Raw genomic sequence first — 26,644 nt, forward strand, 5'->3', positions numbered from 1 at the left:
GCACCATCTCCCCATGAATGCGCGGGCCCGTGGTGGGCCCACGTCAGCAAGGAGATGGGCGCGCCGGCTTTGAGACACGCCGAAGGAAAAATCTCCCCGATCGGGAACGATCAGGCGGCGGCAGCGTCGGCAGCGGCGCGAACGGGCATCCGCAGAATGGTGGCCTCTTCGAGGGCGACCGCGTCGGAGACGTCGCGGAGCACATCGGAGAGAGCCACGTCGAGAGCGCTGCAGAGCGAGGCGAGGAGCTCGGAAGAGGCTTCCTTCTGGCCACGCTCGACCTCGGAGATGTAGCCGAGGCTGACTCGCGCCTCCGCGGAGACCTCGCGCAGGGTCATCCCGCGCTCGAGCCGCTGGGCACGAAGCACCTCGCCGAGAAGTCGACGGAAGAGCACCATTGCGGTCAGCCTCCTACAGTTCACAAGTCACCGACATCTGGGTGACGTCCTGCCCCAACGCTACCTGACCCTTCGATGTTCCCGCCGAAGTAGTCCGAGTAGTTCATCAACAGCGAACAAACACGTATCACGCTGGATCTCCGCACGCGAGCCCGACAGCCCGAGTTGCGCCGTTGTTTCGCCGTGCGGACCGGAAACGCCCAGAAAGACCGTGCCCACGGGCTTTCCCTCCTGCTCCTCGGGGCCCGCCACACCCGTGGTCGCGAGCCCGTACGTCGACCCCGACCGCTCCCGCGCCCCCGCGGCCATCGCCGCCGCGCACTCCGCGGAGACCACCCCGACAGTCTCGATCACCGAGACAGGGACGCCCAGCAGGAGGTGCTTCAGCTCCGTCGCGTACGTCACGAAGCCCCCGCGGAACGTCTTCGACGCCCCGGGCGGGTCGGTGAGCATCGCGGCCAGGCGTCCGGCGGTCAGCGACTCGGCGGTCGCCAGGGTCGCGCCGGCGTCCCGCAGTGCGGCATGAAGGTCATCGACAGCTGCCATAGGGCAAACGTAGCGGCCCGGTCACCACAACGGTGACCGGGCCGCGCGAGCGGTGAGCGTCTAGCCGGCGTTGCGCGTCAGCCCGACGACGACCGGGTCGTGGTCGGAGGAGCGGTACGGCGAGTCGGTGTGCAGGTCGATGCCGGTGTAGTTGTAGCGGCTGTACTCCAGCAGCAGCGACTCCCCTGAGTTGATCGACCAGATGTCGGAGCCGGTGAAGCGGCGCTGAGCGTGCCGGTTGAGCAGCACGTGGTCGAGCGAGCCGGACAGGCCCGAGAAGGAGTAGCTGTACTCCTCGTTGCCGCTGAGCGTCTCGGAGTCGGCGAAGCCGGCCTCGTAGAGGACCTGCATCGGGTCCTCCTGGGTGTAGGAGTTGAAGTCACCGGCGAGCGCGACGTCGGTGACCCCCGTCTCGGATCGGACCGAGGAGACCCACGAGACCAGCGCGGTGGCCTGGCGGACCCGCGACTCGTTGGAGGCACCCTGGCCGTCGCCGGTGTCGGCGTCGCCCGGCCACGGGCCGGCCGAGCCCTTCGACTTGAAGTGGTTGACCACGAAGAGGAACGGCGCACCGCCGTCGGCGGGCTTGAAGATCTGACCGATCGGCTCACGCGCGTTGCCGAAGGCCTGGTCGTCGCCGCTCTGGTCGCCCAGCGCGCGGGCCTCACCGATGCGGCGTACGGCCGAGCGCTTGTAGATGATCGCGTTGGTGATCACGTCGGCGCCGGAGGCGTCGGGCAGCTCGGCCGAGGACGGGTTGGCCGTCCAGACCTTGCGACCGGCGGCCGCGTTGAGCGCGGCGACCAGCGAGTTGGTCGCCTCGTCGGGGGTCTCGCCGAGGCGCGCGGAGTTCTCGATCTCCATCAGACCGACGACGTCGGCGTCGAGCGCGTTGATCGCGGCGACGATCTTGGACTGCTGGCGGCCGAAGTCGGCCGGGTCCCAGGCGCCGCGCTGGTCGCAGCCGCCGCTGACGCTGTTGCCGTCGCCGGCGCGGTCCTTGTAGGCGGTGCAGCCGCCGTCGCCAACGTTGTCGTCGTCGGCATCGCCGAGCGTGGTGAAGTAGTTGAGCACGTTGAAGGAGGCGATCTTCACGTCGGCACGGCGGCCGATCTTGCGCTCGTCGGGGGCGTCGCTGCGTACGTCACCGAAGTCCGCCGGCCACGACGCCGGGTCGGCGGTGGCGACCTGGGTGGGCTGGAGGCGGTAGGTGGGCGCCGAGGGCGAGCCGCCCTGGGAGAGGATCACCGGGCCGCGGAAGTCGACGGAGGCGCCGACGACGACGGGCGAGGTGTTGGAGACGTAGGGGATGGTGCGGCTGGTCGGCGGGCGCAGCGTGGTCGAGGAGCCGTCGTCGAGCACGATCCCGCGCGCGGCGTTGTCAGCGGCGACGGCCGCGGCCTCGGCGGAGCCGGGACGCGCCACCTCGGTCGGCTGGATCAGCGGGCGGTCGCCCTGGGCGAGGCCGAGCTCGCCGAAGTTCTCGACGCCGTAGGTGTTGCTCACGGTGATGTCGCCCTGGGGCGCGAAGAGCATCCCCTCCAGCGACTCCTTCTGCGCGTCGGTCGCCGGCCACTGCGAGACCACCGGCTCGATGGTGCCGGTGCCGTCGGTGACGATGCCGGCGGCGGTGGGCACCGAGACCTCGGTCAGTCCGGCGTACTCGGTCACCTCACCGGTCACCGTCACCGCGTCGCCCGGCTTGACGGTGACCGCACCGGCCGAGCGGGGCTGGTAGACGAAGACCGCGTCGGAGGCGTCGTGGGACCCGAGGTCGAGCGTGCCGCCCGTGCCCGGGGTCTGGAGGTAGAACCCGAAGAACCCGCCCGAGGGGTAGGCGGCGGTGACGATGCCGCTGGTGGTGACGGTCTGGCCGGCGAGCGGGCTGGTGGTGCCGGTGCCCTGGATGTCGGCGATCGCGACGGCCTCGGCCGTGGTGGTGGCGCGCGCGGTCGGGATGGCGACCGCGCCGATGCCGGCGACGGCGGCCGTCAGGCCGACCACCGAACCGAGCACCTGACGTGCTGAGAACATGGATGACTCCCCGCGTGTGGAAGGTAGAAGGCGATGGGCGGTCTGCCCGATTCAGCACCGACCGGAACGCGACAATAACGCCGCGTACGCCTTCTTCGCGGGGATCTTCGATGAACGTCCGGTAACGGAGTTACAACTACCCGAAATTGGAGATCTACGAGGACCGGAGGGACGCGCGCTGCTTCCACACGCCCTGGAAGAACTGGAAACCGGACCACATCGTCAGCGCCACCGCGACCGCGAGACAGATCTGGAAGGCGTAGAAGAGCAGCTCCCACACCAGGGCGTCGCCGAAGGCGCCGCCGTGGGCCGATCCGTGCGGCAGCGGCAGCAGCAGCCCGCCGAGCGCGACCGCCTGGACGGTGGTCTTGATCTTGCCGAGCTGGTCGGCCGCGATCACGATCTTCTTCAGCACCGAGAGCCGCAGCAGCGTGACGCTCCACTCGCGCAGCAGCACGATGACGGTGACCCACCACCAGATGTCGCCGACGATCGAGAGACCGATGAAGGCCATCCCGGTGACCGCCTTGTCGGCGATCGGGTCGGCGATCTTGCCGAAGTCGGTGATCAGGTTGTGCTTGCGGGCCAGGTCACCGTCGATCTTGTCGGTGATCATCGCCAGCGCGAAGATCACGAACGCGATCCAGCGCAGCGTCGGGTTGTCGCCACCGTCGGCGAGCAGCGCCCACGCGAAGAACGGGACGGCGAGGATCCGCAGCGTGGTCAGCGCGTTGGGGATGTTCCAGTTGCTCGTCGTGACGACGGGCTCAGCGTTCTGGGGCTGCTGCTCGTTCACGGGCTGCACCCTAACCGTTCACCGAAGCGACCAGGTCAACGCCTTCGGAGGCGATGACGGTCGCGGTCACCAGATCACCCGGACGTACGCCGTCGACATCGCCCTCGAGCGAGGTCATCCCGTCGACCTCGGGGCCCTGGTGGGCGGCCCGGCCCCAGATCTCGCCGTCCGAGGTCTCCTCGACGAGCACGACGACCTGCTCCCCGATCCGTTCCTCGGCCCGCTGGGCGGTGAGCTCCTCGACGAGCTCGTTGACGTGCTCGACGCGGGCGCGGATCTCGTCCTCGTCCAGCTTGAGCGAGGGGTCGAAGCCGGCGGCCTCGGTGCCCTCCTCGTCGGAGTAGCCGAAGACGCCGGTGACGTCCATGCGGGCGGCGACCAGGAAGTCGGTGAGGATCTCGAGGTCCTCCTCGGTCTCGCCGGGGAAGCCGACGATGACGTTGGACCGCACCCCGGCCCCGGGCGCGTAGCCGCGGATCTGCTCGAGCAGGCCCAGGAAGCTCTCCGGGTCGCCGAACCGCTTCATCCGCCGCAGGACGGCGTTGGAGGCGTGCTGGAAGCTCAGGTCGAAGTAGGGCGTCACACCGGGTGTGGTGGCGATGACCTTGAGCAGGTCGGGCCGGGTCTCGGCGGGCTGCAGGTAGGAGACGCGTACGCGCTCGATGCCGTCGATGCCGGCCAGCTCCGGCAGCAGCGTCTCGAGCAGCCGGATGTCGCCGAGGTCCTTGCCGTAGGACGTGGAGTTCTCCGAGACCAGGAAGAGCTCCTTGACGCCCTGCTGGGCCAGCCACTGGGCCTCGTGGAGCACGTCGGAGGGGCGACGGGAGACGAACGAGCCGCGGAACTGCGGGATCGCGCAGAAGGTGCAGCGGCGGTCACAGCCCGAGGCGAGCTTCAGCGGCGCCCACGGGGCGTCGTCGAGCCGCGTACGTCCCGCGAAACCCGGCACCTGGTCGACGGCCGCCATGCCGGGGACCGAGATGGCGGAGGCGTCGCGCTCGACCGGGGAGATCGGGAGCAGCAGGCGCCGGTCCTGGGGCGTGTGCGGGTGGTGGGTCTCGCCGCTGAGGATGGAGCGGAGCTTGGCGGCGATGTCGGGGTAGTCGTCGAACCCGAGCACCGCGTCGGCCTCGGGCAGCTCGGCGGCCAGGTCCTTGCCGTAGCGCTCGGCCATGCAGCCGACCGCGACGACCGCCTGGGCCTTGCCCGTCTCCTTGAGGTCGGCGGCCTCGAGCAGCGTGTCGACCGAGTCCTTCTTCGCCTGCTCGACGAAACCGCAGGTGTTCACGACCACCGTGTCGGCCTCGTCCGGGTCGGCGACCAGCCGGAACCCTCCGGCGGTGAGCCGTCCGGCGAGCTCCTCGGAGTCCACCTCGTTGCGGGTGCACCCGAGGGTGACCATGGCGACCGAGACGACCTTCTGGTCGGCCTGCTGGTCGGTCGGGGCGGTCTCGGCGGAGGGTTCGGTGGCAGTGCTCATCACCGTGAAGTATGACGGGCACACGCCCCGGACACCGAACCCTCGCGCCGGACCCGTGTCGATCGGCGGTGTCGATCAGTCCGGGACGGAGCCCGGCTTCACAGACAGGACCGGGCAGGAAGCGCCCAGCAGGATCCGCTGGGCGACGCTGCCCATCAGCAGCTTGCCCACCGGTGTACGCCGCCGCAGCCCGACCACGATCAGCCGGGCGTCGAGCTGCTCGGCGGCGTCGAGGACGGCACCGCCGACGTCCGGGTCGATGGACTGCCGGATCTCGTGCGGTCGGCCGGACTCGGACAGCCGGCGCTCGAGCTCCGCGAGCTGCTCGTCGAAGGCGTAGCGGTTGTCGACCAGGGCGTCGCCCCGGGAGGCGTTGACGACCACGACGCCACGGTCGCGGCGCTCGGCGTCGGCCAATGCCCAGTCCAGCGCGACCGCACCGTAGACGTCGGGCGCCCACGCCACGACCACCCAGCCACCTGCGGGAGTCTCACTCATCGGTTCACCAGCTCCTTCTCGTCCTCGACGGTGGCCGACTCGTCGGCCCGTGCCCGGACCCGGGCGATGAACGGCCGGCCCAGGATGAACAACGCGATCAGAACGTAGACGACCACCGCCAGCGGCTCGTTCAGCAACCCACCGTAGTCACCACCCGAGATCGTCAGCGCCTCACGCAGCTTGGTCTCCATCAGCGGCCCGAGGATGACGCCCAGGATGAGCGGCAGCACCGGCAGGCCGAAGCGGCGCATCATCAGCCCGAGCAGACCGAACGCGACCAGCAGCCCGATGTCGAACGGGTCCAGGTTGGTGGCGTACGCACCCAGGCAGGCGAAGAACAGGATGCCCGCGTAGAGCTGCGGACGCGGGATCCGCAGCAGCCGGGCCCACAGCGGTGCCAGCGGCAGGTTGAGCACCAGCAGCAGGGTGTTGCCGATCAGCAGGCTGGCCAGCAGCGTCCACACCAGGTCGGCGTGGTCGGTCATCAGCTGCGGACCCGGGGTGATGCCGTAGCCCTGGAGCGCCGAGAGCATCACCGCGGCGGTGGCCGTGACCGGCAGCCCGAGCGCGAGCATCGGCACGAACATGCCGGCGGCCGAGGCGTTGTTGGCCGCCTCCGGACCGGCGACACCCTCGATGGCGCCCTTGCCGAACTCGTTGTGCTTGGAGAGCTTCCGCTCGGTCAGGTAGGAGAGGAACGTCGGGATCTCGGCGCCACCGGCCGGGAGCGCCCCGAACGGGAATCCGAAGGCGGTGCCGCGCAGCCACGGCTTCCACGAGCGGCCCCAGTCGTCGCGCGACAGCCACGGACGGCCGACGGGGATCACGTGCGCCGGCTTCCGGCGCAGGTGGGCGGCCACCCACAGGGCCTCGCCGAGGGCGAAGATGCCGACCGCGACGACCACGATGTCGAGCCGGTCGACGAGCTGGGTCACGCCGAACGTCAGCCGCGGCTGACCGGTGTTGAGGTCGAGGCCGACCAGGCCGATGGTCAGGCCGAGGAACAGCGCGGCGAACCCACGCAGGGCCGAGGTGCCGAGCACCGTCGTGGTCATGACCAGGGCCAGGACCATCAGGGCGAAGTACGACGGCGCCCCCAGCTCGACGGCCACGTCGGCCAGGGCCGGCGAGAAGAACGCCACCAGGATGGTGCCGATGGTGCCGGCGACGAACGAGCCGACCGCGGCGGTCGCCAGCGCCTGCGCGCCACGCCCCGCCCTGGCCATCCGGTTGCCCTCCAGCGCCGTCATCACCGAGGCGGACTCCCCCGGTGTGTTCAGCAGGATCGAGGTGGTGGAGCCGCCGTACATGCCGCCGTAGTAGAGGCCGGCGAACATGATGAACGCGCTGGTCGGCTCGAGCCGGTACGTCACGGGCAGCAGCAGCGCGATGGCCATCGCCGGCCCGATGCCGGGGAGCACGCCAACGAAGGTGCCCAGCAGCACGCCGATGGCGGCGTAGAGCAGGTTCATCGGGGTCAGGGCGGACTCGAGTCCACCCATGAGCAGTTCGAAGTTCTCCATCAGTCAGTCCTCACAGGATCCCGTCGAGTACGCCAGGGGTGAGCGGGATGCCCAGACCGACGTAGAAGGCGTACCAGCTGCCGATCGCCAGGACGAGCCCGACGATCACGTCGCGCACCAGCGTGCGGCTGCCGAGGGACCAGGCGGCGCCGGCGAACAGCACCGCGCCGGAGATGGCCCAGCCGAGCAGGTTCACGGTCGCGACCGTGAACAGCAGCACCGCGACCAGCTTGAGGACCGTCAGCCAGTCGGCCGACGAGCTCAGGTCGACGTCCTCGCCCTCCTCGGGCTCCGGCTGCGAGCCGCGGGCGGTGGCGACCGCCAGCAGCACGCCGACCAGGACGAGGCCGGTGCCGATGACGTACGGGAAGACGCGGGGGCCGACGGGATCGGCGAAGCCGACGTCGAGGCCGGCGGCGTCGACGATCGTGTAGATCCCGACGACGACCATGAACGCGGCCAGGCCGAACTGGCCGACGTCGACCCGGCGCTGAGCGGGTCGGGCCTCGGCCGGTGCCGAGGGTTGGGTCTCGTGGACGCTCACAGCAGATCCAGCTCCTTCAGGGTCGAGGCGACGCGCTGGTCCTGCTCGACGAGCAGCTTGTCGAAGTCGTCGCCGGTGACGAACGCGTCCGTCCAGCCGTTGTCCTTCAGCGCCTGCTGCCACTGCTTGGAGTCGTGCATGCGGGTGAGCAGGTCGATGAGCTCCTGGCGGCGCTCGTCGCTGATCCCCGGCGGGGCGAGGATGCCGCGCCAGTTGAGGAAGACCAGGTCGATGCCGCTCTCGGTCAGCGTGGGCGCGTCGGCGAAGACGCCGGTGGCGCGCTCGTCGCCGGAGGTGGCCAGGACCCGGAGCTCGCCGGCCTTCACCTGGCCCTCGAACTCCGCGAGACCGGAGAAGCCGACGTCGATCTTGTTGCCGAGCAGCGCGCTGGTGAGCGGGCCACCACCGTCGTACGTGACGTACTTGACCTCCTTGGGGTCGATGCCGGCGGCCTTGGCCAGCTGCATCGGGAAGAGGTGGTCGGGGCCACCGGGCGAGGACCCGCCGCCGACGACGACGGACTCGGGGTCCTCGCTCCAGGCCTTCACCAGGTCGTCGATGGTCTTGAACGGCGAGTCGGCCGGGACCAGCACGCCCTCCTGCTCCTCGATGAGCTGGGCGATCGGGGTGGCGTCCTGGGGGCGGGCGTCCACGCCGAAGGAGTACGTCGAGCCGACCACGCCCAGACCGATGGTCATGAGCAGGTTGCCGTTGCCCTCCTCGCTCATCAGACGGGACATCGCGACCGAACCGCCCGCGCCGAGGATGTTGGTGACCTGGATGTCGCCGCCGGTCATGTTGTCGCGGTCGAGCACGCCGACGGCCGCGCGGCCGGTCTGGTCGTAGCCGCCGCCGGGGCTGTTCGGGATCCACATGTCGAGGTCACGGGACTCCTCGCCACGGGTCACGCCGCAGGCGGACACCGCGGCGAGCAGGCAGGTCACGAGCACAACGGTGAGGGCGCGAGTACGGCGTATGCTCGCTGCCCGACGGCGCTGCGTCGGCAGCGGCGGCCGGGGCGGGGACTGCGATGTCGCGGTCGACAACGGCTGGCCTCCAGACTCAGGGGATGAAACGGTCAGTGGCGATGGTCACAGCCCGCGGTGACCGCCGTCACCATTGGGCAACCAAAGGAGGTTGTGGAACTTGTGGTCACAGGGTTCGCGCCGCCACCTGTCGCTGGCCGGACAGGTGCTGGTGCTGCAGCTCTCGGTGCTGCTTCTTGTCGTCGTGGCGACCAGCATCGTGTCCCTGCGGCAGAGCGACGCCGACTTCCGTGACTCCCGCGAGGACCGCCTGCGCGCCGCCGCGGAGAGCCTGGCCGGCACCGCGGCCGTGCAGGACGGCCTGACCGGCACACCCGACCGGCTGGCGCTGGCCTTCTACCTCCAGACCCGGGCCGCGGACGCGGGCGCCGACACCGGCTACCTCACCAGCCTGGACGGCGAGGTGCTCGTCGCCACCGACCCCACCCGGCTCGGCGAGAAGCTCCACCTCGGCGGCCGCGAGGCGAGCCGGGCCTGGTCCGGCGACATCGACGACGCCGGCCGGCGCGCGATCGCCGCCCAGGTGCCGGTCTACGGCGGCGGGTCGACCGGCCCGGACGCGCAGGCCCCGCGTCCCGTCGGCGTGGTCGTGGTGACCGAGGACTACCCGCCGCTGACCGAGCGCCTCGCCCGCACCTGGGCCGACGCCCTGACCGTGCTGCTCGCCGGCCTCGCGCTCGGGGTGCTGGGGTCGTGGCTGCTGGCGCGGCTGATCAAGCGGCGTACGCGTGGACTGGAGCCTCGCGACATCGCCGCGCTCGCTGACCACCGCGAGGGCCTGCTGCGCTCGATCCGCGAAGGGGTGCTGGCCGTCGGCGCCGACGGCCGGGTCAGCCTGATGAGCGACAGCGCCCGCGAGCTGCTCGGACTGAGCGAGGACCCGACCGGGCGCCGTCTCGACGGGCTCGGCCTGCCCGCCGAGACCCTCGCCCTGCTCAGCGGCCCCGAGGAGGTCCACGACGCGCCGCTGGTCGCCGGCGACCGCGTGCTCGTGCTCAACCGCAACCGGGTCCACCACGCCGGCCGCCCCGCAGGCACCGTCACCACGCTGCGCGACCGCACCGAGCTGGTCGCGTTGCAGAGCGAGCTCAACGCGCGCGAGAGCGTCACCGAGACGCTGCGGGCCCAGACCCACGAGTTCAGCAACCAGCTCCACACGATCACCGGTCTGCTCGAGCTGGAGGAGTACGCCGAGGTGGGCCAGTTCGTGACCGGGCTGACCGCACGCCGGGCGGCGCTGAGCGACCACATCACCTCCCGGATCGACGACCCGGCGGTGGCCGCCCTGCTCATCGCCAAGGCCAGCCTGGCCGCCGAGCGGCGGGTGAGCATCGACCTGGATGCCGCCAGCTCGCTCCCCCGGCTCACCTCCGACGGCTCCGCCGACGTGGTCACCGTCCTCGGCAACCTGGTCGACAACGCCGTCGACGCGGCCGCGCTGGTCGGGCCGCTCGACGGCCGGGTCGGCGTACTGCTGAGGGCCGAGGGCGAGACCGTGACCGTGCGCGTCTCCGACACCGGCGGCGGCGTACCGGTCGAGCGGCTGCCGGAGATCTTCCGGCGCGGCTTCAGCACGAAACCACGCGACGCCAGCGGCCGCGGGGTGGGGCTCGCGCTGGTGCAGCTGGTGTGCCGCACACGCGGCGGCGAGGTCGAGGTGGAGAATACCGGCTCGGCGGAACGCCCGGGCGCGGTCTTCGTCGCGACCCTGCCCGGCGCCGTCCCGCTCGCACCACCCACCACCGCTGACCCCGAGGAGACCCGATGACGTCCACACCGGAGCTCACCGTGCTCGTGGTCGAGGACGACTTCATGGTGGCCTCGATCCACACCCGCTTCGTGGAGCGCGTCGAGGGTTTCCGGGTCGTCGGCGTGGCCGCCACCGGCACGCAGGCGCTCGAGGAGACCGCGCGCCTCTCCCCCGACGTCCTGCTGCTCGACGTGCACCTGCCCGACTTCAGCGGCATCGAGCTGCTGCGGCGGCTGCGCGGCCGCGGCGACGACACCGACGTCATCGTCATCACCGCCGCCCGCGAGGCCGACACCGTGCGCGCGGCCGCAGCCGGCGGCGCCGCCCACTACGTGGTCAAGCCGTTCCCGTTCGAGGACCTGGCCGCGCGGCTCGACGACGTACGCCGCTCCCGCGAGGCGCTCGCCCGGATCGGGCAGCGTGCCGAGGGGGCCGAGGGCGCCGAGCACCGCGACGAGGTCCAGGCCGGCATCGACGAGGTCTTCAGCCACCAGGGCGCTCGTGAGGCCCGTGAGCGGCTGCCGAAGGGGCTCAGTGCCGAGACCGCCCGCGCCGTGCTGGCCGCGCTGCAGACCGCCGGCGAGCTGAGCGCCACCGAGTGTGCCGACGCGATCGGGGTCTCCCGGGTGAGCGCGCGCCGCTATCTGGAGCACTTCGCGAGCACGGGCCGGATCGGCGTACGTCTCAACTACGGCACCGCCGGGCGGCCCGAACGCCGCTACCGCGCGCTCTCCTAGAAGGCCGGCTCAGGCCGACTCCCGGATCACCAGCCTCGTCGGGAGCACCACGGAGGCCTCGACCTCCTCCCCCGCCACCAGGCGGAGGATCTGCTCGGCGAGGCGGGTGCCGATCTCGTGGATCGGCTGGTGCACCGTGGTCAGCGGCGGGTCGGTGAACCGGGCCGCCTCGACGTCGTCGAACCCGATCACCGCGACGTCGTCGGGCACGCGGCGGCCGAGCCGTCGCAGCGTACGCAGGGCGCCGTCGGCCATCAGGTCGGAGGCCGCGAAGACGCCGTCGATGCCGGGATCGCGCTCGAGCAGCCGCTCCATGGCGTCGATGCCGGACTGGCGCATGAAGTCGCCCTCCTCGACCAGCGGAACGGCTCCCGGCAGCGCCTCCAGACCGGCGAGGTAGCCAGCCAGCCGCTCGCGCCCGGCGACCATGTCCTGGGGTCCGGCGATGGTCGCGATCCGGCGCCGGCCGAGGCCGATCAGGTGGTGCATCGCCGCCTTCACACCACTGGCGTGCTCGACGTCGATGTACGGCACGGTGGCCTCGCCCAGCGGCCGCCCGCTGGTCACGACCGGAACTCCGGCCGCCCGCAGCTCCTCGGGCAGGGTGTCGGCACCGTGCATCGAGGCCAGCACGACACCGTCGACGGTGCGCCCGTGCACGTAGCGCAGGATCCGGTCGTGGCTCGACTGCGTCGAGGCGAGCAGCAGGACGAGCTGCTTGTCGGCCTTCTCCAGCGCCTCACCGACGCCACGGATGACCCCCGGGAAGAAGGCGTCGTCGGAGAAGACCCGGGTGGCGGACTCGGGCAGGATCAGAGCGATGGAGTCCGTACGCTGCGTCACCAGGCTCCGCGCCGCCGGGTTCGGCACGTAGCCCAGGTCGGCGATGGCCCGGCGGATGCTCTCGGCGATGTCGGGGCGCACCGTCGTGGAGCCGTTGACGACGCGCGAGACGGTCGCTCGCGAGGCCCCGGCCGCCCGGGCCACCGTCTCCAGCGTCGGCCGGCCGGCCGGGGTCTCGTTCATGAGTGGAACCTATCGCCTCTTGGCTTCGACGGTCACCGGGAGAACGTGAACCAGTTGAGGTTGACGAAGTCGGCCGGCTGGCCGCTGGTGAAGCGCAGGAACACCGTGTGCGTGCCGGTCACCCCGCTGATGCTGCCCGGGACCGTACGCCAGCTCTGCCAGCCTCCGGTGTTGGCCACCGAGAAGCTGCCGATCGGGGCGTTGTTCACGTTGTCGAGGCGTACCTCCACCAGGCCGCTGACCCCGGCGGGAGCACCGGAGGCGACCCGTGCGGAGAACGTGCGTGCCGCGCTCGAGCCGAAGTTCACGCCGCCGTAGCGGAGCCAGTCGCCGTTGCTGAGGTAGCCGACGTTCTGGCCGCCGCCGGTGTCGGTGGTCGCCTCGGTCTGGGTGCCGCTCTGGGCGTTGTAGGACTCGGCCTGGATCGTCGAGTAGGCGTCCCGGCTGCCCGGTGCGGGCGGGTCGGTCGGCTCGGTGGTGCCGCCGCCCTTGGAGTAGACCGCGACGTAGTCGACCAGCATCGGCACGCCGGACGCGGTCGCCGCGGTCGGGTTGCCGGGCCAGCCACCACCGATCGCGACGTTGAGGATGATGAAGAAGCCGTGGTTGGTCGCGTTGCTCCAGGTGGTCGCGTCGACCTGGTCCGAGCGGACCGTGTGGTAGAGCGTGTTGTCGACGTAGAACCGGATCTGCTGCGGGCTGGTGCTCCGGTCCCACTCCATCGCGTAGGTGTGGAACGAGGACTGGCAGGTCGAGCCGGGGCAGCCCTGGATGGTCCCGCCGAGGCCGGTGGTCTCGTTGCACGGGCCGCCGGGCGAGGTGCCGCAGTGCAGCGTGCCCCAGACCTGGTTGGCGCCGTTGACGTTCTCCATGATGTCGATCTCGCCGATGCCCGGCCAGTTCCAGTAGTTGCCGCGGAAGGGTTCGCCGAGCATCCAGAACGCCGGCCAGATGCCCTGTGCGGCCGCGCCGGTGACGTTCGGCATCTGGATGCGGCTCTCGACGCGGAGCACGCCACCGGCGGGCGGCTGGAAGTCGGTCCGGGTGGTCTCGATGCGACCCGAGGTCCAGTTGCCGGCGCCGTCGCGGATCGGCTTGATGACGAGGTTGCCGCCGCCGTCCTGGTAGACGTTCTGGGTGCTGTCGGTGTGGTACGCGATCTCCCCGGTGCCCCAGTTGGCGGCACCTCCGGGGTAGGAGTGGCCGATGTCGTAGATCCAGTTGTTCGTGTTGATCCGCGACCCGGCCGCACCGGTGAAGTCGTCGCTCCACACCTTGGTCCAGCCGGCCGGCGTGCCCGGCTCCGACGCCTCGGACGCCTGTCCGAACGATGACAGCGGGATCGCCACCGCGACCACGCCGGCCGCGACGACGGCGGCTCCTAATGCCTTGAGACTTCTCATGATGACTCGCTTTCCGAATGAACGAGCGATGAGCCCTTGCGACTCGTGAGAGCGCTCTCTCGGATGTCATGGTCCCAAAGTGATGTGACGCGCGTCACCAAACGCCGAACTCTTTAAGATCCCGCCCACCCGGCGCAACTGTCCCGCTCACAACCGTCGAGTCGGCGCAAATGTCCCGCGGGTCTGGGACAGTTGCGCCGACTCGAGCACGTCAGGCGAGACAGAGACGCCGACTCGGCGCGGTGCATCGGGACAGACGCGCCGAGTCGGCGGGTTGGGTCAGTCGGCGGTGTAGGTGCGCTGGGCGGCCTCGCCGGTCTTGCCGAGGGCCCTGGCCTTGCTCTCCCCGACCGCGACCTTGAGCGAGCCGTCGGAGGTCTGGACGCGCAGCGGCGGGGTGACCTGGAGCTGCTTGGACTCACCGAAGGCGAGGTCGCCGCTGAAGACGACCTTGCCGCGCGAGTCGCGTACGACGACGTGGGCACCGCCTCCGGCGGCGGAGATGGTCACCGGGACCGGCGAGGACTTGCCGTAGGGGCTGTCGGTGCCGGCCGAGCCGTCGAGCTGGATCGCTCCGGCCTGGGGCTCGTGCTGGGTGCCGTCGATGACCAGGCGGGCGACCGACCAGACCAGGATGACCGCCATCACGGCAGCGACCAGGACCGACCAGGACGGACCGCCACGCATCCGCCGGACCGGGCGGATCGCCGCACTGTGGGCGAGCTCGGCCTCGAAGACGGCGCGCGCGCTGACCGGGCCGGAGGCGTACTTCTCGTCGTAGGTGCGCAGCAGCGGCGCGACCTCGATGCCGAGGACACGGGCGAGCGTACGCAGGTGGCCGCGGGCGTAGAAGTCGCCGCCGCAGGGGCCGAAGTCGTCGACCTCGATCGCCTCGATCACGTGCGGACGGATCCGCGTCCACTCGGCGAGGCCCTCGACGTCGAGGGCGAGCCGGCGACGGGCGGCAGCGATCTCGGCACCGATCTCCGGGACCTTGGTCGGGACCACCTCGGTGGGCTCGTCGTCGACGTCGTCGATCCGGCGCACAGAGCTCGTCGAAGGGGCGAGCGTCTTGATGCCCTCCTCGGGCTCGGCGAGCGGCCGAACACCTTCGGGCTCGGCGTCCTCGTCGGCCGACTCGATCGCGAAGACCTGGGTCTCCTCGTCGGCCTCCGTCTCCGCGTCCACGGCGTCGGACTCCGCCGGCTCCAGCTGGAGCGCGTTCGCGCCGTGGACCGCGATGGTCTCCTGGGGCTCCTCGGGCACGTAGCGTACGTCGACCCGGACCGCCGTCGACGGCTCGCGAAGCGGTGCGACCGGCTCCGCCTTCGCCTCGGCCTTCAGCGCAGGCTCGGGGTCGGTCTTGGTCGTCGTCTCGTCCTGCTCCGCGCTGCGCGCGGTCACTCCGGTCGTCTCAGTGTCCCGATCCACCTGGTCCTGCCCCGCCTCGTCCTCCGCGTCCGCGGCATTGATATCAGGCTCGTCCAAGACCCGGAGCATCCGGGGGTTGGTGTCGTCGGCCCCTGCCCGCAGGGGTGGCCGGATGGCCGTGTCCCCGTCCTCGACCGGGGCCGCGACGATGCCGTCGACGGCCTCGTCGACGGCCTCACCGCCGGTGTCCTCGGCGCTGTCGTCCTCGATCTCCGCCTCCGGCTCGGCCTCGAGACCGGGATCGATCTCGACGACCTCGACACCCTCGGCGGCGACGATGGCGATGGCCTCGGTGACGTCGTCGCCGGCGCCCAGGACGCGGGTCGAGAGGCCCAGCGGAAGCGAGAACGGCAGGCCGTAGAGACGCTCGGTCAGCATCGCCTGGCGCCGCGCGGTCGGCGAGAGCTCGTCGAGCACCTCGTCCTCGTCGTGCAGCAGCACGCCGATGCGGCCGTCCTTCCAGAACCGCTCGATCCCGTCCGGACGCGGGGTGTGCTCGACGGACTCGATCTTCGACCACGGGATGCCCTGCCAGGTCTGGCCGAAGCGGAGACGTACGCCCTGCTCGTCCACGAGCAGCAGCGGCATCCGGGAGTCCCAGGCCGTCCAGCCCTGCACCGCCGCGACGGCGAGCAGGATCAGACCGACCAGATAGCCCTCGATGCCGCCGCGCAGCACGAAGGCGAGGCCGACCAGCAGCGACGCGAGCGCCACCACCAGTGCGAGCCGGCCGTTGCGGCGTACCTCGACGACATCGACATCGACATCGACGTCGGGAGCCTCGACGGCCTCTTCAGGGTCGACGGTCTCGGCCGTCACTGGGTTCTCGCTCACATCTCCCCCTGGATCGTTGCGATGACGCCGTCGATCTCGTCCGGCTTGACGAGTACGTCGCGTGCCTTGGAGCCCTCGGAGGGACCGACCACGCCGCGCGACTCGAGGATGTCCATGAGGCGGCCGGCCTTGGCGAACCCGACGCGCAGCTTGCGCTGCAGCATCGAGGTCGACCCGAACTGGGTCGAGACGATCAGCTCGATCGCCTGGGTGACCAGGTCCATGTCGTCGCCGATGTCGTCGTCCAGCACCCGCTTGGACTCCGCGGGCGCGGTCACGTCCTCGCGGTAGACCGGCTCGAGCTGACCCTTGACCGACTTCACGACCGCGTTGACCTCCGACTCGGAGACCCACGAGCCCTGCACACGGATCGGCTTGGAGGAGCCCATCGGCAGGAAGAGCCCGTCACCCTGGCCGACCAGCTTCTCCGCACCGGGCTGGTCGAGGATGACGCGCGAGTCGGCCAGCGACGAGGTCGCGAAGGCGAGCCTCGAGGGCACGTTGGCCTTGATCAGACCGGTGACGACGTCGACCGAGGGCCGCTGCGTGGCCAGCACCAGGTGGATGCCGGCGGCGCGGGCGAGCTGGGTGATGCGTACGACCGCGTCCTCGACATCCCGCGGGGCGACCATCATCAGGTCGGCGAGCTCGTCGACGATCACCAGCAGGTAGGGGTAGGGCGACAGGACGCGCTCGGAGTCGGGCGGGACCTGCACCTTCCCGGCGCGGACGGCCTTGTTGAAGTCGTCGACGTGACGGAAGCCGAAGTTGGCCAGGTCGTCGTAGCGCATGTCCATCTCGCGTACGACCCAGGCCAGCGCCTCGGCGGCCTTCTTCGGGTTGGTGATGATCGGCGTGATCAGGTGCGGCACGCCCTCGTAGGAGTTCAGCTCGACCCGCTTGGGGTCGACCATGATCATCCGGACCTCGTCGGGCGTGGCCCGCATCAGGACCGAGGTGATCATCGAGTTGATGAAGGACGACTTACCCGAGCCGGTCGCACCCGCGACCAGCAGGTGAGGCATCTTGGCGAGGTTGGCGACCACGAAGCCGCCCTCGACGTCCTTGCCGACACCGGTGATCATCGGGTGGTGGTCGCCGCGCGCCGCGTTGGAGCGGAGCACGTCGCCGAGGGTGACGATCTCCTTGTCGGAGTTCGGGATCTCGACGCCGACGGCGGACTTGCCGGGGATCGGCGAGAGGATGCGTACGTCGGCGGAGGCCACCGCGTAGGCGATGTTCTTCTGGATCCCGGTGATCTTCTCGACCTTCACCCCGGCGCCGAGCTCGACCACGTAGCGGGTGACCGTCGGGCCACGGGTGTAGCCGGTCACCGCGGCGTCGATGTTGAACTCCTCCAGCACCGCCTGGAGCCGGTTGACGATGTCGTCGGAGGCCTTCGAGCGGGCCTTGTGCGGCGAACCGGGCTTGAGGAGGTCGCTGGCCGGGAGGGTGTAGGCGACGTCGCCGGCGAGCATCAGCTGCTCGACGCGCTGCGGCAGCTCCGCGTGCGGCGGCGGCTCGAGGTCGCGCTTCGCCCCCGGCTTCGGGCCGCTGTCCGAGACCGCGGGCATGAGGCCGGCCGCATCGCTCGCCACGACCTCGTCGGGCTGGGTGTCGGCGTCCGAGTCGTCGTCGAGGGCGAGCGCGATGTCGAGCCCGTCCTTCTTGCGCTTCTTCTTCGGCTTCTCCTCCTCGAGGAGCGGCGTCTCGTAGGGCTCGAAGCCCTCCGGGTCGAAGGTGTCGTCGTCGGCGAAGAGCTTGCCGCTCCGGCGCACCCGCCGGATGTTGGTGCCGCTCTCGCTCAGCTCCTCGGGCGGGGTCAGGCCCAGGGCCCGGTCGCGCAGCTCCACCAGCCGGCCCGGCACCTGGTAGAGCGGGGTCCCGGTGATGACCAGGACACCGAAGACGACGAGAAGAGACAGGAGTACGACGACCACGGCCGTCGAGCGCAGGACGTCGAGCAGCAGGCTGGCCACGACGTAGCCGATGGCGCCACCCGCCCACTGCAGCTCGGTGCTGTCGCCCGAGGTGGGCTGCGGGTTGCCGTTGGCGATCTGGATGATGCCGAGCGTCGCCATCAGGAACGCGGCCCAGCCGATCGCGAGCCGCCCGACCGGGGCGGCGTCGACCGGGTCGCGCATCAGTCGCGCGCCGGCGACGACGAGGCCGACCGGCACCAGCCAGCCGACCTTGCCGACCACGCCGGCCACGGCGATGCGGACGACGTCGAAGAACTGTCCGCCGAGCTGGAACCAGACGCCGGCGGCGACGAGGACGGCGAGGCCGATCAGGAACAGGCCGGCGCCGTCGCGCCGGTGCTCCGGCTCGAGGTCGCTGGCAGCCTGGCCGCCGACGCGGAAGACGGCGGCCACTCCCCCGGCGATCGCCAGCCACAGGCTCGCGATGGTCGAGAAGATGGCGTCGAAGAGGACCGCGATCGGGCTGGGCCCGCTGCGTACGGCACGGGGTGGCGTACGGTTCGTCGTCTTCTTCTTGGCGGCAGGACGGCGTTTGGCCGGCGTCGCCTTGGAGCGGGCCCGGCTCGTGGCCGTTGCTCGCTTTGTCGTGGTCGTACTCCGGGGACGGGTGCTCTTGGTGGTGGTCGAGCTCCGCGAACCCGGCGGGGAAGACGTACGGGTCGCCATACAAGCAGGGTATTCGACCGGGCGCCTAGGCTCCGGGACCCCCATGGGGGTGTGTTGCAGCAGTGTAGTTTGCCGCCATGCAGAGCCTGACAGTCCTGGTCGCCCTCCTCACCGCCGTCGATGCCCTCATCGACTGGGCCTGCGTGTGGTTCGGCTGGCGACGGCTCCACTACGTCACCAAGCCGCTGGTGATGGTGGGACTCATGGGGCTGACGGTGCTGATGGGGCTGGTCAGCGGCGGGGAGCCGGCCGCCTGGTGGCTGCTCGTCGCGCTCTTCTTCGGGATGCTCGGGGACATCTCGATGATCGGGTCCTCGACCCGGCGGTTCCTCGGCGGGGTGGGGCTGTTCTTCGTCGGCCACCTGGCGTACGCCGTGACCTTCCTCACCCTCGGCCTCGACGCCCCCGCGTGGTCCTGGGCCGGCTTCGCCGCGGCGATCGCGCTCGCGATCCCGATGGGGCGGGTGCTCCGGGGCGCCCGCCAGATGGGCGGTACGCCGGTGGCGGCGGCGCTGGCTGCGTACTCGCTCGTGATCGCCGGCATGCTCGTGCTCGCCTGGCTGACCGGGAGCGTGTGGATCGCCGCGGGTGCGCTCGTCTTCGTCATCAGCGACACCCTGATCGGGCTCAACCTCGCCGAGCACGGCAACGAGCCGCCGCGCCTGACCGACGTGGCGATCATGACGACCTACCACGTCGGCCAGGCGCTGATCACGGCCGGAGTGCTGCTACAGCTCTCCTAGGCCTCGATGACGACCGGGATGATCATCGGGCGCCGGCGGTGGGTGCTGGAGACCCAGCGCCCGAACGTACGCCGGATGGCCTGCTGCAGCTGGTAGGTGTCGGTCGCGCCCTCGGAGATGGCGCGGTTGACCGCCTTGACGATCGGCTGCTTGATCGGGTCGAAGGCGTTGTCGGGCCAGACGTGGCCGCGGGCGTGGATCTCGGGTCCGCTCGAGACCACCCCGTTGACGGAGTCGACCACGACGATGATCGAGACGAAGCCCTCCTCGGAGAGGATGCGGCGGTCCTTGAGCTCGGACTCGGTGACGTCGCCGACGGTGGTGCCGTCGACGAAGACGTAGCCGCACTCGACCTTGCCGGCGATCTCGGCCTTGCCGTCGATGAGGTCGACGACGACGCCGTCCTCGGCGTAGACGACGCTCTCCACGCCGGTCTGGCGGGCCAGGTCGCCGTTGGCGAGCAGGTGGCGCACCTCGCCGTGCACGGGCATCACGTTGCGCGGGCGGACGATGTTGTAGCAGTAGAGCAGCTCGCCGGCGCTGGCGTGGCCGGAGACGTGCACCAGCGCGTTGCCCTTGTGGACCACGTTGGCGCCGAGACGGGCGAGGCCGTTGATCACCCGGTAGACCGAGTTCTCGTTGCCCGGGATCAGCGAGGAGGCGAGCAGGACGGTGTCGCCCGGCTCGATGTGGACGAAGTTGTGGGTGCCGTTGGCGATCCGCGACAGCGCCGACATCGGCTCGCCCTGCGAGCCGGTCGAGACCATCACGACGCGCTCCGGCGGCAGCTCGGCGAGCTCCTTGGCGTCGACGATGACGTCCTCGGGCACGTGCAGGTAGCCCAGGTCGGCGGCGATCTGCATGTTGCGGACCATCGAGCGACCGACGTACGCCACCTTGCGCCCGTGCGCGACGGCGCTGTCCAGCACCTGCTGGACGCGGTGCACGTGGGAGGCGAAGCAGGCCACGATGATGCGCTGGTCGGACTCGCGGAAGACCTGCTCGATCGCGGGCGCGATCTTCTTCTCGGCGGTCGTGAAGCCGGGGACCTCGGCGTTGGTGGAGTCGGTGAGGAACAGGTCCACGCCCTCCTCGCCGAGCCGGGCGAAGGCGCGCAGGTCGGTGATCCGGCCGTCCAGCGGCAGCTGGTCCATCTTGAAGTCACCGGTGTGCAGCACCAGTCCGGCGCCGGTGCGGATCGCGACCGCGAGCGCGTCCGGGATGGAGTGGTTGACGGCGACGAACTCGAGCTCGAACGGCCCGAAGCTGATCGTGTCGCCCTCGCGTACGTTGTGCTGGACGGTCTCGCGCAGGCGGTGCTCGCGCAGCTTGGAGCCGAGCAGGGCCAGGGTCAGCTCGGAGCCGACCAGCGGGATGTCCTGGCGCTCGCGGAGCAGGTAGGGCGTCGCGCCGATGTGGTCCTCGTGACCATGGGTCAGGACCAGCGCCTCGACGTCGCCGAGCCGGTCACGGATCGGACCGAAGTCGGGCAGGATCAGGTCGACGCCGGGCTGCTGCTCCTCGGGGAAGAGCACGCCGCAGTCGACGATCAGCAGCCGGCCGTCGTACTCGAAGACGGTCATGTTGCGGCCGACCTCGCCGAGGCCGCCGAGAGGGGTGACCCGCAGGCCGCCCTTGGGGAGCTTGCCGGGTTCGGTCAGCTCCGGGTGTGGGTGAGACAAAGGCATTCCTTCTAGAGAAGGCCAGAGGCCTCCAGCCCGGCTCGCAGCGCCTCGACCTCGTCGTCGTCGAGCGCCACCAGGGGCCCTCGCACGTTGCGGTTGTCGATCACGCCGGTCAGCTCGAGAGCGGCCTTGGCAGTGGTGGCTCCGTAGTTCGGGACGCCCATGATGGCGTCGATCGCGGGGAGCATCCGCGCATAGGTCTTGCGGGCGGTCTCGATGTCGCTGGCCGCGAAGGCGTCGATCATCGTCCGCGTCTGGTCGCCGAGCACGTGAGCGGCGACGCTGATCACGCCGACGGCGCCGTGCGCCAGCCAGGCGAGGGTGAGCGCGTCGTCACCGGAGTAGATCGAGTAGCCCAGGTCGAGCAGGCGGGTGCCGCGCGGGAAGTCGCCGGCGGCCTCCTTGACCGCGACGACGGTGTCCCAGGTGATCGCCTCGCGATAGGTGTCGAGGGTGATCGGGGACCCGGTGCGGCCGGGGACGTCGTAGAGGATGACGGGGGTGTCGGTGGCGGAGGCGACGGTGCGGAAGTGCTCGCGGATGCCGCGCTCGCCCGGCTTGTTGTAGTAGGGCGTCACCAGCAGCAGGCCGTCGGCGCCGACCGAGGCCGCCTGCTTGGCGAGCTCGACGCTGGTGCGGGTGTCGTTGGTGCCGATGCCGGCCACGATCTTGGCACGGTCGCCGACGGCGTCCTTGACGGCCGCCAGGATCTCGCCGTCCTCGGCCGGAGTGGTGGTCGGCGACTCACCGGTGGTGCCGGAGACGACGATGCCGTCGTGGCCGTGATCGACCAGGTGCTTGGCGACTTTCTGGGTCTGCTCCAGATCGACCGAGCCGTCGTCGTTGAAGATCGTGACGAGTGCTGAGAGCACGGTGCCGAAGGGAGCATCAGTCATGGCTACAGACTATCGTCAGACGCGCTGCATGACCTCGTCGGCTACGAGTGCGAGATGGTCGAGATCGCTCAGATCGAGCACCTGGAGGTAGATCCGGCTGGCACCGACGTCCTCGAACCGCTTGATCTTGGCGACCACCTCGTCCGGGGTCCCGGCCAGGCCGTTCTCACGCAGCTCGGCGGGCTCGCGGCCGATCGCCTGCGCGCGGCGGGCGAGCTCGTCCTCGTCGCGCCCGACGCAGAGCACCTGGGCGGCGGAGTAGATCATCGAGTCGTCACGACCGGCCGCCTCGACGAAGCGCCCGACGTTCTCGAAGAGCGCCTGGGACTCCTCCACGGAGACGAACGCGGCGTTGAACTCGTCGGCGAACGTCGCGGCCAGCGTCGGCGTACGCTTCTTGCCGCCGCCGCCCACGATCACCGGGATCGAGCCGGCATGGCCACCGGTCTGGACCGGCTTCGGCAGACCCGGGCTGTCCGTGATCGTGTAGTGCTTCCCCTCGAAGCCGAAGGTCTCCCCGGGTTCGGTCGCCCACAGGCCGGTGATGATCTCGAGCTGCTCCTCGAGCCGGTCGAAGCGCTCCCCGAGCGCCGGGAACGGGATCCCGTACGCCGCGTGCTCCTCCTCGAACCAGCCCGCGCCCAGTCCGAGCTCGACCCGGCCCTCGGACATGTCGTCCACGTTGGCGGCCTGGATGGCCAGGACGCCCGGGAAGCGGAAGGTCGCCGAGGTGACCAGCGTGCCGAGCCGGATCGTGCTGGTGTCGCGGGCCAGGGCGGCGAGCGTCGTCCAGGCGTCGCTCGGTCCGGGCAGCCCGTCGACCGACCCCATCTTCAGGTAGTGGTCGGAGCGGAAGAACGCTCCGAACCCGAGCTCCTCGGCCCTCTGGGCGACGGCGAGGATGTCGGCGTAGGACGCCCCCTGCTGGGGCTCGGTGAAGATGCGCAGCTCCATGCCGTTTACCTTAGAGGGACGGCGAGGCTACTCGCGCGTCAGGGAGCACGGGTGAGGAACACCCGGTCGTACGCCTCGTGCGGCTCGCGCCTCGTCTCGACCCACTCGGTCTCGTCGAACGGCGGGTAGAGGACGTCGCCCTCCGGCCTCAGGTGGACCCGGGTGATGACCTGCTCGGTGGCGTAAGGGAGGGCAGCGGCGTAGACCTGCGCTCCCCCGGCGATGACCGTGTCGCCCTGCTCGGCCGCGGCCAGGGTGAGGGCGGACTCGATGTCGTGGGCGACCAGGACACCGTCGTAGGCCCAGTCCTCGTCGGTGGTCAGGACGACCGTCGTGCGGCCCGGGAGGGGGCGGCCGATGGACTCGAAGGTGGTGCGGCCCATGACGAGCGTGTGACCCATCGTGATCGCCTTGAACTCGGCCTGCTCGCCGGGGATCTTCCAGGGGATGTCGGGGCCGTTGCCGATGACGCCGTTGTCGGCGACGGCGGCGACCATCACGACCCGCCCCGGTGCCGCCTCAGACGGCAACGGGGGCCTTGATGCCGGGAGCCGGGTCGTAGCCCTCGACGGTGATGTCGTCGAGGTCGAAGGCGTCGATGTCCTTGACGTCCGGGTTGAGGCGCAGCGTCGGCAGCGGCCGCGGGGTGCGGGTGAGCTGGAGACGCGCCTGCTCGACGTGGTTGCTGTAGAGGTGGGCGTCGCCGAGCGTGTGCACGAACTCACCCGGCTGCAGACCGGTCACGTGGGCGACCATATGGGTGAGCAGGGCGTAGGAGGCGATGTTGAACGGCACGCCGAGGAACACGTCGGCGGAGCGCTGGTAGAGCTGCAGGCTCAGCTTGCCGTCGGCGACGTAGAACTGGCACAGCGTGTGGCACGGCGGCAGCGCCATGTCGTCGATGTCGGCCGGGTTCCAGGCGGTCACGATGTGGCGGCGGCTGTCCGGGTCCTGCTTGATCTGGTCGATGATCCGGGCGATCTGGTCGACGTGACGGCCGTCGGGCGTCGGCCAGGAGCGCCACTGGTAGCCGTAGACCGGGCCCAGATCGCCGTTCTCGTCGGCCCACTCGTCCCAGATCGTGATGCCGCGCTCCTGGAGCCAGCGCACGTTGGTGTCGCCGCGCAGGAACCACAGCAGCTCACCGAAGACGGACCTGGTGTGGATCTTCTTCGTGGTCAGCAGGGGGAAACCCTCGGCCAGGTCGTAGCGGGTCTGGTGACCGAAGACGCTGATCGTGCCCGTCCCGGTGCGGTCGGACTTCTCCACACCCTCGTCGAGGATGCGGGTCAACAGATCAAGGTAGGACTGCACGGCCCCAGCCTAGGTCAGAGCTCGACGGTCCCGCGGATGGTGGTCAGTGTGTCTCCGCCCACCCACACCTGGTCCTGCGTCCGCTCGACGTACACCCGTCCCCTCCGCTTCATGACGGTCCCCTGGGAGGAGACGTACGCATCGGGGAGCAGCGACCCCGCCAGCCACTGCCCGAGGGCGGCGTTGAGCGAGCCGGTGACCGGGTCCTCGAAGGCGACGCCGTCGGCCGGGTAGAACGCCCGGACCTCGACCGCGCACGCGCTGCCCTCGGGGTAGCGCCCGACCAGCCCCACCTTGTGGTCGCCCAGGGCGGCGTGGTCGGGGGTGACGGCCAGGACCGCCTCCGCGTCGGCGAGCATCACGCCGACCCAGCCCGGCCCGTTGTCGCACCACCGCGCGTCGAGGATGTCGCCCCGGTCGATCTGCAGGCCCTTCGCGATGGCGCCGAGGGTCTCCTCGTCGACCTCGCCGCCGCGGAGCAGCTCGGGGGCGGCGAAGGCGATCCGCCCGTCGCGGCGCAGCTCGACCAGCCCGACGCCGCACTCCTGCACCAGGCCGGTGCCCTGGGGCTTGCCGCCCGCCTCCAGCCACGCGTGCGCCGAGCCGAGCGTCGGGTGGCCCGCGAACGGCAGCTCACCGCCGACCGTGAAGATCCGCAGCCGGTAGTCGGCGGCCGGGTCCGTGGGGCTCAGCAGGAACGTCGTCTCGGACAGGTTCGTCCACCGCGCGAAGGCGGCCATCTGCTCGTCGGTGAGGCCGTCGGCCCCGTGCACGACGGCTACCGGGTTGCCCAGCAGCGGCTCGTCGGTGAAGACGTCGACCTGACGGAACTCATAGGCACTCACGCGCCGACCCTATCCGCAGGGAGACGGGGTCAGGCGGTCAGCTTCATCGGGCCGTAGACCTGGCGGTCGTGCTCGAAGAGCACCACCGCGGCCACGCCCGCGTCCAGGAGGTCCTGCCAGACCTCGCCCACCCACGACTCGGCGTCGCTCTGGTTGGCGAAGCGCTGGCCGGCGAGCTCTCCGACGACCGCCACCTCGGCACCCGAGGCGTCGACGAGCTGCCACCACCACGGCCGCTCGGCAGCCGTGGGCTGCTTGAACACCGAAGGTACGTCCGGGATGCTCATGCGGGCTCAGCCCTCCCTCACGTGCGACGGGACGAAGGGCGGCTTGGTGAGCTGGAAGATCTCGCGGCGGCCGCGTACGTCGATGCCGATCTCGGCCTCGGGGTTGACGGTGGTCGAGACGAGCACCAGGCCGACGCCCTTCTTCAACGTGGGCGAGAAGGTGCCGGAGGTGACCTCGCCGACCGGTACGTCGGCGGTCAGCGACGCCGTCATGTGCGGGCGTGGGATGCCGCGGCCGACGGCGACGATGCCGCGCAGCGCGCGCTTCGGGCCGGCCTCCTTCTCCGCGACGAGCTTGTCGCGGCCCCAGAAGGCCTCCTTCTTCCAGCCGACGGCCCAGCCGAGCCCGGCCTCGTTGGGGGTGACGTCGAGGGTGATGTCCTGGCCGTGGAGCGGGTAGCCCATCTCGGTGCGCAGGGTGTCGCGGGCGCCGAGGCCGCACGGCAGCGCGCCCAGCGCCTCGCCCCGGGACAGCAGCGCGTCCCAGAGCGCCTCGGCGGCCTCGTTGGCGACGATCAGCTCGTAGCCGCGCTCGCCGGAGTAGCCCGAGCGGCACACGACCACGCCGATCTCGTCACCGAGCACGTCGCGGGCGGCGGCCTCCACGAAGGACATGTATTCGTGGCCGGCCGGGAGCCCGACGGCCTCGAGCAGCTCGTCGGACTTCGGCCCCTGGACGGCGAGCACCGCGTAGTCGCGGTGGTGGTCGGTGAGGGTGATGCCCGCGGGCGCGGCAGCCTGGAGCCGGCGTACGACCTCGGGGGTGTTGGCGGCGTTGGGGACGATCAGGACGTGCTCGTCGTCGCGGTAGTAGGCGATGAGGTCGTCGACGATGCCGCCGGTCTCCTCGTCGCAGCACAGCGTGTACTGCGCCTTGCCGGGCTTGATCCGGCCGAGGTCGTTGGTGAACGAGGCGTTGACGAACTCGGCGGCACCCTGACCGCTGATCATGACCTTGCCGAGATGGCTGACGTCGAAGACACCGACGGCCTCGCGTACGGCGGTGTGCTCCTTGACGACCCCGGAGTACTCCAGCGGCATCGACCAGCCGCCGAACTCACCGAACTTCGCACCGAGTTCCTGGTGCTTTGTGTGCAGAGGGGACTGGAGCAGCTCCGACCCGCCCCCCATGGAGGTCTCATCAGCCATGCTGCGAACCTATCGCACCTGGTCGACACAGCCCGGTCCGTGGCCCCTCCTCCGGCGTGCCACACCTAGACTGCACG

Annotated in this window: 24 protein-coding genes; 3 read left to right on the forward strand and 21 right to left on the reverse strand. The window is 70.6% G+C overall.

Annotation, left to right across the window (positions count from 1 at the left end):
* Nucleotides 1-110: 110 nt before the first annotated feature.
* From ACWZJV_RS03555 to ACWZJV_RS03595, 9 genes are all read right to left on the reverse strand, one after another.
* Nucleotides 111-398, reverse strand: coding sequence for a helix-turn-helix domain-containing protein (locus ACWZJV_RS03555; RefSeq protein WP_040754988.1), 288 nt, complete (start codon nucleotides 396-398; stop codon nucleotides 111-113).
* Between the two features lie 60 nt (nucleotides 399-458).
* A complete protein-coding gene (locus ACWZJV_RS03560; protein ID WP_008357299.1) occupies nucleotides 459-944 on the reverse strand; it encodes a CinA family protein in 486 nt (161 codons plus the stop codon).
* 60 nt (nucleotides 945-1,004) lie between these two features.
* Entirely contained in the window at nucleotides 1,005-2,978 is a 1,974-nt protein-coding gene (locus ACWZJV_RS03565; protein WP_008357301.1) for an ExeM/NucH family extracellular endonuclease, read from the reverse strand.
* 154 nt (nucleotides 2,979-3,132) lie between these two features.
* Nucleotides 3,133-3,774, reverse strand: coding sequence for a CDP-diacylglycerol--glycerol-3-phosphate 3-phosphatidyltransferase (pgsA, locus tag ACWZJV_RS03570; protein WP_457180245.1), 642 nt, complete (start codon nucleotides 3,772-3,774; stop codon nucleotides 3,133-3,135).
* Nucleotides 3,775-3,784: 10 nt separating this feature from the next.
* Complete coding sequence (gene rimO / locus ACWZJV_RS03575) at nucleotides 3,785-5,176, reverse strand: 30S ribosomal protein S12 methylthiotransferase RimO (RefSeq protein ID WP_457182015.1); 1,392 nt, start codon at nucleotides 5,174-5,176, stop codon at nucleotides 3,785-3,787.
* A 153-nt stretch (nucleotides 5,177-5,329) separates the two neighbouring features.
* Nucleotides 5,330-5,752 (reverse strand): universal stress protein, encoded by a 423-nt coding sequence (locus tag ACWZJV_RS03580; RefSeq protein ID WP_040754989.1) that lies wholly within the window; start codon nucleotides 5,750-5,752, stop codon nucleotides 5,330-5,332.
* The gene (locus ACWZJV_RS03585) at nucleotides 5,749-7,275 is read right to left on the reverse strand and encodes a tripartite tricarboxylate transporter permease (protein ID WP_008357311.1); all 1,527 of its coding nucleotides are present in this window, start codon (nucleotides 7,273-7,275) and stop codon (nucleotides 5,749-5,751) included. The genes ACWZJV_RS03580 and ACWZJV_RS03585 overlap by 4 nt, the downstream gene beginning before the upstream one ends.
* Nucleotides 7,276-7,285: 10 nt before the next feature.
* Complete coding sequence (locus ACWZJV_RS03590; RefSeq protein WP_457180246.1) at nucleotides 7,286-7,819, reverse strand: tripartite tricarboxylate transporter TctB family protein; 534 nt, start codon at nucleotides 7,817-7,819, stop codon at nucleotides 7,286-7,288.
* Nucleotides 7,816-8,763 carry a Bug family tripartite tricarboxylate transporter substrate binding protein gene (locus ACWZJV_RS03595; protein WP_307785572.1) on the reverse strand — a complete coding sequence of 316 codons (948 nt, stop codon included), beginning with the start codon at nucleotides 8,761-8,763 and terminating at the stop codon, nucleotides 7,816-7,818. The genes ACWZJV_RS03590 and ACWZJV_RS03595 overlap by 4 nt, the downstream gene beginning before the upstream one ends.
* A 202-nt stretch (nucleotides 8,764-8,965) precedes the next feature.
* Here ACWZJV_RS03595 and ACWZJV_RS03600 point away from each other — a divergent pair, with 202 nt between their 5' ends.
* Both ACWZJV_RS03600 and ACWZJV_RS03605 read left to right on the forward strand, forming a co-directional pair.
* Nucleotides 8,966-10,633: an ATP-binding protein gene (locus ACWZJV_RS03600; protein WP_457180247.1), complete on the forward strand. Its 1,668-nt coding sequence runs from the start codon at nucleotides 8,966-8,968 to the stop codon at nucleotides 10,631-10,633.
* Nucleotides 10,630-11,352, forward strand: coding sequence for a response regulator (locus tag ACWZJV_RS03605; protein WP_457180248.1), 723 nt, complete (start codon nucleotides 10,630-10,632; stop codon nucleotides 11,350-11,352). Before ACWZJV_RS03600 ends, ACWZJV_RS03605 begins: the two co-directional genes overlap by 4 nt.
* 9 nt (nucleotides 11,353-11,361) lie before the next feature.
* On the opposite strand, the gene ACWZJV_RS03610 is transcribed toward ACWZJV_RS03605, so the two are convergent.
* The 4 genes from ACWZJV_RS03610 to ACWZJV_RS03625 form a co-directional block, all read right to left on the reverse strand.
* Nucleotides 11,362-12,378, reverse strand: a complete 1,017-nt coding sequence (locus ACWZJV_RS03610) for a LacI family DNA-binding transcriptional regulator (RefSeq protein WP_457180249.1) — start codon at nucleotides 12,376-12,378, stop codon at nucleotides 11,362-11,364.
* Between the two features lie 32 nt (nucleotides 12,379-12,410).
* Entirely contained in the window at nucleotides 12,411-13,781 is a 1,371-nt protein-coding gene (locus ACWZJV_RS03615; RefSeq protein WP_457180250.1) for a glycoside hydrolase family 16 protein, read from the reverse strand.
* A 279-nt stretch (nucleotides 13,782-14,060) separates the two neighbouring features.
* A complete protein-coding gene (locus tag ACWZJV_RS03620; protein ID WP_457180251.1) occupies nucleotides 14,061-16,046 on the reverse strand; it encodes a helix-turn-helix domain-containing protein in 1,986 nt (661 codons plus the stop codon).
* On the reverse strand, nucleotides 16,043-18,694 hold the full coding sequence (locus tag ACWZJV_RS03625) for a DNA translocase FtsK 4TM domain-containing protein (protein WP_457180252.1): 2,652 nt from the start codon (nucleotides 18,692-18,694) through the stop codon (nucleotides 16,043-16,045). Before ACWZJV_RS03625 ends, ACWZJV_RS03620 begins: the two co-directional genes overlap by 4 nt.
* Nucleotides 18,695-18,771: 77 nt before the next feature.
* Here ACWZJV_RS03625 and ACWZJV_RS03630 point away from each other — a divergent pair, with 77 nt between their 5' ends.
* On the forward strand, nucleotides 18,772-19,437 hold the full coding sequence (locus ACWZJV_RS03630; RefSeq protein ID WP_457180253.1) for a lysoplasmalogenase: 666 nt from the start codon (nucleotides 18,772-18,774) through the stop codon (nucleotides 19,435-19,437).
* Here ACWZJV_RS03630 and ACWZJV_RS03635 read toward each other — a convergent pair.
* The 8 genes from ACWZJV_RS03635 to gcvT are packed head-to-tail and all read right to left on the reverse strand — an operon-like array spanning nucleotide 19,434 to nucleotide 26,567.
* Entirely contained in the window at nucleotides 19,434-21,119 is a 1,686-nt protein-coding gene (locus ACWZJV_RS03635; protein ID WP_457180254.1) for a ribonuclease J, read from the reverse strand. The genes ACWZJV_RS03630 and ACWZJV_RS03635 overlap by 4 nt on opposite strands.
* Nucleotides 21,120-21,130: 11 nt before the next feature.
* Nucleotides 21,131-22,018: a 4-hydroxy-tetrahydrodipicolinate synthase gene (dapA, locus tag ACWZJV_RS03640; RefSeq protein ID WP_008357336.1), complete on the reverse strand. Its 888-nt coding sequence runs from the start codon at nucleotides 22,016-22,018 to the stop codon at nucleotides 21,131-21,133.
* A gap of 15 nt (nucleotides 22,019-22,033) precedes the next feature.
* Nucleotides 22,034-22,972 (reverse strand): LLM class F420-dependent oxidoreductase, encoded by a 939-nt coding sequence (locus ACWZJV_RS03645; RefSeq protein ID WP_457180255.1) that lies wholly within the window; start codon nucleotides 22,970-22,972, stop codon nucleotides 22,034-22,036.
* 38 nt (nucleotides 22,973-23,010) lie between these two features.
* A complete protein-coding gene (locus ACWZJV_RS03650) occupies nucleotides 23,011-23,469 on the reverse strand; it encodes a dihydrofolate reductase (RefSeq protein WP_457180256.1) in 459 nt (152 codons plus the stop codon).
* A 22-nt stretch (nucleotides 23,470-23,491) separates the two neighbouring features.
* A complete protein-coding gene (locus ACWZJV_RS03655) occupies nucleotides 23,492-24,286 on the reverse strand; it encodes a thymidylate synthase (protein WP_008357342.1) in 795 nt (264 codons plus the stop codon).
* Between the two features lie 14 nt (nucleotides 24,287-24,300).
* Complete coding sequence (locus ACWZJV_RS03660; RefSeq protein WP_457180257.1) at nucleotides 24,301-25,131, reverse strand: PhzF family phenazine biosynthesis protein; 831 nt, start codon at nucleotides 25,129-25,131, stop codon at nucleotides 24,301-24,303.
* Nucleotides 25,132-25,160: 29 nt separating this feature from the next.
* Nucleotides 25,161-25,418, reverse strand: a complete 258-nt coding sequence (locus ACWZJV_RS03665; protein WP_457180258.1) for a hypothetical protein — start codon at nucleotides 25,416-25,418, stop codon at nucleotides 25,161-25,163.
* Between the two features lie 6 nt (nucleotides 25,419-25,424).
* Nucleotides 25,425-26,567, reverse strand: a complete 1,143-nt coding sequence (gene gcvT / locus ACWZJV_RS03670; protein ID WP_231380238.1) for a glycine cleavage system aminomethyltransferase GcvT — start codon at nucleotides 26,565-26,567, stop codon at nucleotides 25,425-25,427.
* Nucleotides 26,568-26,644: the final 77 nt, after the last annotated feature.

The sequence above is a fragment of the Nocardioides sp. WG-D5 genome, from assembly GCF_054031175.1.

What these genes read in the sequence shown, in the direction of transcription:
- ACWZJV_RS03555 (WP_040754988.1), bottom strand. Translation starts at nt 398, where the DNA reads ATGGTGCTCTTCCGTCGACTTCTCGGCGAGGTGCTTCGTGCCCAGCGG.
- ACWZJV_RS03615 (WP_457180250.1), bottom strand. Translation starts at nt 13,781, where the DNA reads ATGAGAAGTCTCAAGGCATTAGGAGCCGCCGTCGTCGCGGCCGGCGTG.
- ACWZJV_RS03605 (WP_457180248.1), top strand. Translation starts at nt 10,630, where the DNA reads ATGACGTCCACACCGGAGCTCACCGTGCTCGTGGTCGAGGACGACTTC.
- ACWZJV_RS03630 (WP_457180253.1), top strand. Translation starts at nt 18,772, where the DNA reads ATGCAGAGCCTGACAGTCCTGGTCGCCCTCCTCACCGCCGTCGATGCC.
- ACWZJV_RS03565 (WP_008357301.1), bottom strand. Translation starts at nt 2,978, where the DNA reads ATGTTCTCAGCACGTCAGGTGCTCGGTTCGGTGGTCGGCCTGACGGCC.
- rimO (WP_457182015.1), bottom strand. Translation starts at nt 5,176, where the DNA reads ATGGTCACCCTCGGGTGCACCCGCAACGAGGTGGACTCCGAGGAGCTC.
- ACWZJV_RS03645 (WP_457180255.1), bottom strand. Translation starts at nt 22,972, where the DNA reads ATGGAGCTGCGCATCTTCACCGAGCCCCAGCAGGGGGCGTCCTACGCC.
- dapA (WP_008357336.1), bottom strand. Translation starts at nt 22,018, where the DNA reads ATGACTGATGCTCCCTTCGGCACCGTGCTCTCAGCACTCGTCACGATC.
- ACWZJV_RS03650 (WP_457180256.1), bottom strand. Translation starts at nt 23,469, where the DNA reads ATGGTCGCCGCCGTCGCCGACAACGGCGTCATCGGCAACGGCCCCGAC.
- ACWZJV_RS03665 (WP_457180258.1), bottom strand. Translation starts at nt 25,418, where the DNA reads ATGAGCATCCCGGACGTACCTTCGGTGTTCAAGCAGCCCACGGCTGCC.
- ACWZJV_RS03625 (WP_457180252.1), bottom strand. Translation starts at nt 18,694, where the DNA reads ATGGCGACCCGTACGTCTTCCCCGCCGGGTTCGCGGAGCTCGACCACC.
- ACWZJV_RS03560 (WP_008357299.1), bottom strand. Translation starts at nt 944, where the DNA reads ATGGCAGCTGTCGATGACCTTCATGCCGCACTGCGGGACGCCGGCGCG.
- ACWZJV_RS03580 (WP_040754989.1), bottom strand. Translation starts at nt 5,752, where the DNA reads ATGAGTGAGACTCCCGCAGGTGGCTGGGTGGTCGTGGCGTGGGCGCCC.
- ACWZJV_RS03610 (WP_457180249.1), bottom strand. Translation starts at nt 12,378, where the DNA reads ATGAACGAGACCCCGGCCGGCCGGCCGACGCTGGAGACGGTGGCCCGG.
- gcvT (WP_231380238.1), bottom strand. Translation starts at nt 26,567, where the DNA reads ATGGCTGATGAGACCTCCATGGGGGGCGGGTCGGAGCTGCTCCAGTCC.
- ACWZJV_RS03585 (WP_008357311.1), bottom strand. Translation starts at nt 7,275, where the DNA reads ATGGAGAACTTCGAACTGCTCATGGGTGGACTCGAGTCCGCCCTGACC.